The 7,446-nt window shown below is 43.1% G+C and carries 9 protein-coding genes and 1 pseudogene; all 10 read right to left on the bottom strand.

Annotated features, from left to right (window positions below; translation table 11 throughout):
* A pseudogene (locus L4C33_RS17695) lies at positions 1-480 on the bottom strand (lipoprotein NlpI); the annotation flags it as partial.
* Between the two features lie 212 nt (positions 481-692).
* Positions 693-1,625 (bottom strand): ABC transporter substrate-binding protein, encoded by a 933-nt coding sequence (locus L4C33_RS17690; RefSeq protein WP_428813730.1) that lies wholly within the window; start codon positions 1,623-1,625, stop codon positions 693-695.
* Positions 1,626-1,643: 18 nt separating this feature from the next.
* Positions 1,644-2,519: a metal ABC transporter permease gene (locus L4C33_RS17685; protein ID WP_428813727.1), complete on the bottom strand. Its 876-nt coding sequence runs from the start codon at positions 2,517-2,519 to the stop codon at positions 1,644-1,646.
* Positions 2,519-3,265 (bottom strand): metal ABC transporter ATP-binding protein, encoded by a 747-nt coding sequence (locus L4C33_RS17680; protein WP_428813726.1) that lies wholly within the window; start codon positions 3,263-3,265, stop codon positions 2,519-2,521. Before L4C33_RS17680 ends, L4C33_RS17685 begins: the two co-directional genes overlap by 1 nt.
* The gene (locus L4C33_RS17675; protein WP_428813729.1) at positions 3,265-4,161 is read right to left on the bottom strand and encodes a metal ABC transporter solute-binding protein, Zn/Mn family; all 897 of its coding nucleotides are present in this window, start codon (positions 4,159-4,161) and stop codon (positions 3,265-3,267) included. Before L4C33_RS17675 ends, L4C33_RS17680 begins: the two co-directional genes overlap by 1 nt.
* A gap of 44 nt (positions 4,162-4,205) precedes the next feature.
* Positions 4,206-4,808, bottom strand: a complete 603-nt coding sequence (locus L4C33_RS17670) for a DUF6162 family protein (RefSeq protein WP_428813725.1) — start codon at positions 4,806-4,808, stop codon at positions 4,206-4,208.
* A complete protein-coding gene (locus L4C33_RS17665; protein WP_428813724.1) occupies positions 4,805-5,125 on the bottom strand; it encodes a hypothetical protein in 321 nt (106 codons plus the stop codon). Before L4C33_RS17665 ends, L4C33_RS17670 begins: the two co-directional genes overlap by 4 nt.
* Positions 5,126-5,189: 64 nt before the next feature.
* Positions 5,190-6,023 carry a DUF4198 domain-containing protein gene (locus L4C33_RS17660; RefSeq protein WP_428813723.1) on the bottom strand — a complete coding sequence of 278 codons (834 nt, stop codon included), beginning with the start codon at positions 6,021-6,023 and terminating at the stop codon, positions 5,190-5,192.
* Between the two features lie 114 nt (positions 6,024-6,137).
* Complete coding sequence (locus L4C33_RS17655) at positions 6,138-6,656, bottom strand: DUF2271 domain-containing protein (protein ID WP_428813722.1); 519 nt, start codon at positions 6,654-6,656, stop codon at positions 6,138-6,140.
* A 39-nt stretch (positions 6,657-6,695) separates the two neighbouring features.
* Entirely contained in the window at positions 6,696-7,262 is a 567-nt protein-coding gene (locus tag L4C33_RS17650) for a PepSY-associated TM helix domain-containing protein (protein ID WP_428813728.1), read from the bottom strand.
* Positions 7,263-7,446: the final 184 nt, after the last annotated feature.

Here is a 7,446-nt window from a genome sequence, read left to right as displayed (position 1 = left end):
CGCTAATTCAGTACGACCGCCGTAATATAGAGCGACAGCACGATTAAACAAAGCTTGTGGATTCTGTGGATCTAACTCCAAAGTTGAATCAAAAGCCTCATAAGCGGTGTCAAAGTCCCCGATCTGAGTGAAGTATATGCCGAGTAGATTGAAAACGTCTGGTTGCGCAGGATTTATGTTGAGGGAGTTACGAAAGTCTATTCTTGCTAGGTCACGTAAACCAAGCGCATCATAATAATTTCCACGCTCAGACAAAATTTGTGCTCGAGCTTCATCGCTGATGTCTTGACGATTAAGTAGTTGACTTAACTTCGCTATTTTAACTTCGTATTGAATGCGTGGTTGTAATGGTACGGCCATAGCTGGGTATACTGGCTGATGCTCTTCGCTGCTAGTTTTATCGACTTTCGCCGTATTAACAGAGCTACATCCAGTTAGAGTAATCAATACACCTAAACTATAAAGCTTGAACCATTTCATCATTCTACATCTCCTTTCATACCCCCAATGATTTAAACGATAGGAGTAATTTGAAGACCCTTTATAGCATACTTTTTAATCAATTGTTAATTATTGACCATTTTGTTATTAGTGGAAATATCTAACCTTTTCGGATTCAAAGGGTTAGCATGTAAGAGTGCCTGATGTGTTCAAACTACCCTCACATGCTTAAATTCAAGCCTAACGTAAAGTTACTTAGCTAAGCTCGTCAGTTTCCAACGCTCAAATGGTTCCTCGTCTTTTATTCCCTTCGAACCCCACCTATCCAAAGAGTCGACAACCAAAACTCTTTCTTTCGGTACAATGGATAACAAGGTTTTAGATGGTTTTCTCGATGTTACCAGCCACAACGTTTCGTCTTCTGTAAACTGATCTTTAAGCCTTAGCTTCTGTTCTTCGGTCCATTCAAGTTCAGCATCAAATAAACGGTCAACAACAAACAACTGGTTTCCTGATGCAAAATCTTCAAGCGACTCAGAAAGCAGTACTACCGAATCAACTTCATGATCAAAAATCGCATCTTGCTGGCTGTTAATTAAAGTTCGCACATCAAGCATCATCATTTGTAAATTGGTATCAATCTTAGCTTGATGATTAGGCCATACATGTTTTAGATCATCCGCAACAATTGATGACATTCGGATCAAGTTCGTTGGGTTCAGCCATGCGTATTTTGAAATAGAACCATCGTCTAGTTTCAACGCTGCCACGCCTTGCGCTCGCGGTGTGATGGCCTGAGACGCATCAATTTCAATCAAGCGAATGTTTCCCTGTCTTGCGTAGATAAACGTCGGGTCATTCTGCCAAATTGAGCTCAGGGTGATAGCAACCGTTGCATTTTCTCCCGCTTTGGTAACAGGCTTAACCCCTTTCGTTGCAAACCAATTTGGTAAGCGGTCGATACCGTAACGTTTTGGTGGTAGGTATTGAGTCGTGATTTCAGTCCCTTTCATCAACTCATTTGCGATCGCATAAGTCACTGGAGTGCTTGTTAAAATGTCGCTAGCAAACGTAGAACTGCTGATAGCCCCTAAAAGAAATAAAGTTACAGTGTGATGAGTTTTTCTTATGCGTAGAAGTTTTCCACTGCACCTTTTCATAAAGTTCGTTTTCATATTGTTCATTTTCATAGTACAGCCTAGCTATGCTTTTTTGATGATTCGGTACACAGTTGCTATAAGGAAGAAGCAAGCTGAAACAATGATAATAGAAGCACCTGACGGTACTGGCAGTTTAAGCTCCATTGGCAAAACGGTGCCAATAAGGCATGCAATCGTCGCAAGCAACGCGGACAGCAGAACAAAGCTACCCATGCGCTTCGTCAGCAAACGCGCTGTCGCACCAGGGATTAGCAATAACGCACCAACCAACACTGCACCAACGATTTTTACCGCAGCAATTGTGACTAAGGTGATCATAATGACAAATAAGTAGTCATAAAAGCTGGTGTTATATCCACGCACCTTCGCGATATCAGGGCTAATACAGGTTAATAGAATACGGTTGAACGTAGGAATTAACGTCACGACGATAAGTAAACAACTTACCGCTAGGATCAAAAGATCCTGATCGGTCACCGTTAAAATCGAACCAAACAGTACGTTTTCCAACATGTGAATATTGATTTTTCGGGCTACGTACATCAGTAGTGCTGCTCCGACAGCCAGTGCCAGCGCAAGGAAGACGCCCACTAACGTGTCATAAGGCACGTTGGTTCGGTTTCGTACAAAATGCAGCAGTAATGCGAAAATCATACAAAAGCTAAACAAACCAATGATCGGGTTCTCTGCAGGTTCACCGAGTAAAACACCAATAGCGATCCCTGTTAAAGCTGCATGACCAACCGCTTCAGAGAAGAAAGCCAATCGCTTGGCGATCACTAAAGTCCCTAAACCACCCAATAATGGGCCAAGTAATAATGCCGCAACGAGTGCATTTACCATAAACGCGTAGGCAAAACTTTCACTTAATATTCCTGCGTCTACGCCTGATACAGCGAGCTGTCTTAACCAATCCATCAAGCCACCTCCTTCGATGACGCATTCATAACGTTTGAACTCGGCGAAGAAGTGTAATGTTGAAACAAACTCTCTATTTTGGACGGGTGCAGTACTTGCTCATGATGACCACTCTCCACTAAGAAGCGGTTAACCACATGAACATTCGCGTCTAGTCGCCTTACGGCTGAGACATCATGATGGACAGCAAGAATCGTTTTCCCTTCAGACACACATTCGCGGATCAACGATTCAAGGTAGCGAACACCCTGCTCATCCATTCCCGTCGTAGGTTCGTCAAGAACCAATAAACTTGGGTTATCAAGCAACGCCTGAGCAAACAATACGCGTTGCTGTTCACCACCTGATAACTGCCCCATTCGGCGGTCAGCGCGCGTCGCCATGCCCACTCGCTCTAATTGTGCCAGAGCTAGTTGATGCTGTTTGGTTTGCTTACGCCAAAACAACGGCATACGAGTTTGGTTAAGTAAAACAAAATCCATCACAGTGAGAGGTAAACTAGGTTCAAAGGTCGCTTTTTGTGGGACATAACCCACGCTTGTTGCTTGTGGCCATTTAACTTCAATGTCGCCAGAAAACKGAGTAAGCCCAAGAACCGAACGCAGTAGCGATGTTTTTCCACCACCATTTGGGCCCATGATGACGTGACACTGACCAGCTTCAAAAGAAGTGGTGATGCCATCTAAAATAATATTGTCGTCGTATTGAAGCGACAGATTATCAACAGATATAGAAGGACCTTGCATTAAACATTACCTTGATTTTGTTGATTTTCAGCTGCGAACTTCATGGCTTCAATTAGCGTTTCTAAGTTATCCTTCATTTCAATTTCTACTTTATCGTTTTCATATTCACCGTGAGTCATGTGCGAAAATCGGTATAGCTGAACACCCGTTTCTAACTCAATAGTGTCGACAAAACGGTTTGGCATATTAAGTTCGTAAAAAAGTACATCAATGCCAGATTCACGGATCTTTTCTATGGTGCCCTGTAGTTGACYAGCGCTTGGTTCAACACCATGAGCAGGTTCAATAACCGCTGCCACATCTACCCCAAATTCTTGAAGTATGTATCCGTAGGCGTTATGTGTTGTCGCGACTTTCATTCCTGATGTGTTTAGTTCACCTAAGGAGTTCATTGCATCGCGCTTCATCAAACGAAATTTCTTCGCGTACTTACGTGCATTCTTTCGGTAGTAAGCTGCGTTATCATGGTCAATCTCTGATAGCTCACTTGCTATGGTGTAAACCTTTTGAATGGTGGTCGATAACCCAACAAACGTATGTGGGTTAACCGCCCCTTGTCCAACGGACTGGCCCATAGCTGGTAACAATGGAACTTCTTTGTTGGCTTTGATCACAATAAGATCATCACGTTGTGAAGCAGCAATAACTTTTAAAGCAAAGTCATCATGCCCAATACCATTTACGACAATGACATCCATCTGGCTGAGTCGCTTCAAGTCGTTTGGCTGGGGTAAATAGTTATGAGGGTTAAAGCCCGCGTCTACCAGCGGTAATATATTAGCTTTGTCACCGACCACTGCTTTTACGTAGCTATAGTATGGTTGCAGAGTTATCCCGATATTTAGCTTATCTTTTGATGCGAAAGCGGATTGAGATGCTAATGCAGTAAACAGCATCGCGATGAGCGCGAAAATTCTCATGATAGATTCTCTTATTGGAATTAGTGTGGATGCTTTTCTTGTTCAGATGTCATAACGACGAGTTTCCAGCCGCGCTTAATCAGTCGCTTAGCTTGGTAGTTTTCGATGACCAATACTTGGGTCGGATCGTTCGATTCTGTTTTAGAAAGCCAAATCTGAGGTTCAGAAACATTACTGTCGAGTAAAATGGCGTTAGCGGYATTTTGCTTCTCAGGGACACCTAAATAGAGCCCTTTACCAAGCCCTAACCATGTGTGTTCGCCTTTGCGTACCCAACTTTGATCTTTCACAAATGGCGCAACCCAATCGCTTTGTAACTCACCGATCGATGGCCAATGACTTGCGTTCTCAGCATCACCTTGTGATATATCCAACTCACTCAGGCGATCTGCATGAATGTCTCGAATCTCTTCGTGAGCTAACCTTAGCTCGGCGATCATCGCTAAGTTGTCTTGTTCAAGATCTGTAATTAAAATCTGATGACTTTCTACTTTCTGAGTACTTGTTACGGCTTGGTGAAAGGGAATTGTGACAGACGCAAAAGCCAATATTGCTAGAATAATAAACCCGACCCATTTACCTTCTCTACCACCCGTATTTGCTCTTACTTTTTGGGTGATCATTTTTCACTGATCTCAACAACATCGACTTCGACAGGGTTTTCATGCCCAGCATCAAACACTAGGTAGAAATCAACGTTAGGATGAGCGAACTCAGCAATAGAGCGTTTGTCAGTCATCGTTTTGGCTATTAAATTATCTTCGTAGTCGAACATTTCCACTGCGTAATCAACAGCAGTACTACCATCCGAGTAGCCCGCTTCACAGATAACGTTATCACTTTTTAACCAGCATCCCATTAATGGGAAATGGGCAAATGTAGGGGCAGATACGGAAATGGTTGCTAAGGTGAACAATGTTGTTTTTAGAATGTTTTTCATAAGTAAGTTCCAGTACAAGCAACAAAGGGCTCAAACGTGAGCCCTAAAGATTTAGAATTTAGGTTTACTGAAGAAGCGCTTCAAACGTTAGGTGAACATTTACGCTTGCTTTGTCTGCAAGCGGGTGGTTTTCAAGTTCACCCTTATAGTTAGCTTTCATTAGATAACGACCAGCGACGTCAGGAGTAAATGTCACTTCACCTTGTTCGTTACTCACAACATCCATTTGCTCTTGCTTGTTGCGGTACAAAGTTCCTTCGCGAGTGATCTCTGCAGTTACACCTTGTTGAGGCTCACCGTTGTAGAAGAATTGAAAGGTCACTGGCTCACCTTCAACAATGTCTGCAGGGTGCGTAACCGGCTTCATCTCTAAAAGTTTGCCTTCGATTTCTAGTGCTTTATCTGTTGGCATGCCAACCGTAATGTAGCTCTCTGCACGCGTATAGCTAACTTGTGTGACAATGTCACGAGCCTTTTCAGGAACAATGCCAGCTCGCTCCGCTTTATTCGCTTTTACCCATTTTACAGTGTCACGGCGACCCGCTTTATACTGCGTGTAGTACGTAGGCTCATTGTTAATCGCGACTTTATGCGTACCTTCTTCTTCGAAATAGAAATCGAACATTGAACGACGCTTACCTTTTACAACAAAATTAGGGCGCTCGTTACGACCGTCTGGCATCACAACAAACGCTTTGTCACTACCGGCTGGCTTGTCGAATACAAACGTGCCGTGAGAAGCTGTTACATCGAACGTTAGCCAGTCACCACCTTCTTTAGAGACAGTGAAGTGAGAAGGTAGAACCCAACGCGGGTGCGCTTGTGCTGTCGTCGCTGCAGCTAAACCTAATGCCATTACGCCCGCTAGCGCTAATGCTTTCATTTTTGGTTGTTTCATATCATTCAATTCCATTGTTTACTTACAAGCCAAGGCTTGTGAATTTATATTCTTACTTTCCATGCCTAAAGAGACCGTGTGGAGACTCTGTGCACAGGCGTATTCAAGCTGTATTTAGTTAGGCTGATAGTTAACGGTAATTAAGCCGGTCTCTTCTGTTGGTGCGAGTTCGTATACAGACTGAGAACCATTAAGCTCAATTTTTTGTCTCAAGTAATTACGTCCACCATGCTCACGAACAACTTCGATATGTAAGGTGTATACACCTTGCTCTAGTCGTTCACCTGCATCATTTTTCCCATCCCAGACAAAACGATATTGACCAGCTGGGCGTGTTGCCGATGTAACAGCRTCAACGAGCTCACGATCGTAACGCCCCACTTTTCTCCACCAGCTACGTAAGTCTTTTAGCCATTCATCTTTGCCAACCCAAAGTTCCATTGTTTTGACTGGCTTGCGTTTACTGTCTTCTAGCCACACCGCAACGTACGGGCGTGCGTACATCGAAGTGTCTATTTTTGGAAGCTCAAAATTGATATCTAGCTTTGCTGAGTCAGGTAACGGCGCGGCAAATACTGCAAATGGACTAATAGCTAAAGCCAACAGTGCCTTGCTGAACATGGATGTTTTCATTCTTAGAATCTCTATTTTTCAACGGAGCTGAGGCTATGGTTAAGGCACAGCAACAAAGTAAATAACAAGGGAAATGACCGAACCTAACGTCGTCCATTTAAGAGAGGTTACAAACGTTTTCTTTTTCGGAACTAATAGACAAACACCAGTCAGGACGAAAAAGATCATGAGTAAGGCGGTGATATCGATAAACCACTTCCACACTTCACCGCTGTTGCGACCTTTATGCAGGTCATTAAGCAACGCAATAACCCCATAGTCGGTGGTTTCAACTTCAGCCATTTTGGTCGTGATATCAATGAAGACCGCCGCGTTGTAACCCGGAGCTTTGTAATCAAGGGTCACTTCACCAATGATGAGTTCACCATCTTCATATTCGGTATAAACATCTAAATTCGATGCTGTACCTGCGACACCAGCGGTTTCTAAAAATGTGATGAGTTGAGGTTGGCTTGGCTGAACTCTTCCCTCGTTTACCGGGAAGATGGCCGCAGGAACAGAAAGTTCAAAGTGCTCTACATGTGGCTGACTTAATTCAAACAACTCTGGTCGATTAAGCGTGATGCCCGTGAAAGAGAAAAAGAGTACAACAAGCAGTAATGCCATTGAGATATAGATATGAAGACGACGAGCCCACATTTGAACGGCTCTATTTTTTAACACCATGAAACCAATACCAACTTAAATTATGCGCGCTAATTTAGGTGATAATCATTCGTATTGGCATTTAATTTACATTGTTTACGTTTGTTCAAATTGTAAATTTTGTTACGTGGAATAAGTGTGACGA

The organism is Vibrio makurazakiensis (assembly GCF_050337375.1).
Classification (GTDB): domain Bacteria; phylum Pseudomonadota; class Gammaproteobacteria; order Enterobacterales; family Vibrionaceae; genus Vibrio; species Vibrio makurazakiensis.
This window is presented reverse-complemented; position numbering and strand designations above follow the sequence as displayed.

Excerpts from the sequence above, each read along its gene's own strand:
- L4C33_RS17690 (WP_428813730.1), bottom strand. The coding sequence starts at position 1,625 with ATGAACAATATGAAAACGAACTTTATGAAAAGGTGCAGTGGAAAACTT.
- L4C33_RS17685 (WP_428813727.1), bottom strand. The coding sequence starts at position 2,519 with ATGGATTGGTTAAGACAGCTCGCTGTATCAGGCGTAGACGCAGGAATA.
- L4C33_RS17665 (WP_428813724.1), bottom strand. The coding sequence starts at position 5,125 with ATGAAAAACATTCTAAAAACAACATTGTTCACCTTAGCAACCATTTCC.
- L4C33_RS17660 (WP_428813723.1), bottom strand. The coding sequence starts at position 6,023 with ATGAAACAACCAAAAATGAAAGCATTAGCGCTAGCGGGCGTAATGGCA.
- L4C33_RS17650 (WP_428813728.1), bottom strand. The coding sequence starts at position 7,262 with ATGGCATTACTGCTTGTTGTACTCTTTTTCTCTTTCACGGGCATCACG.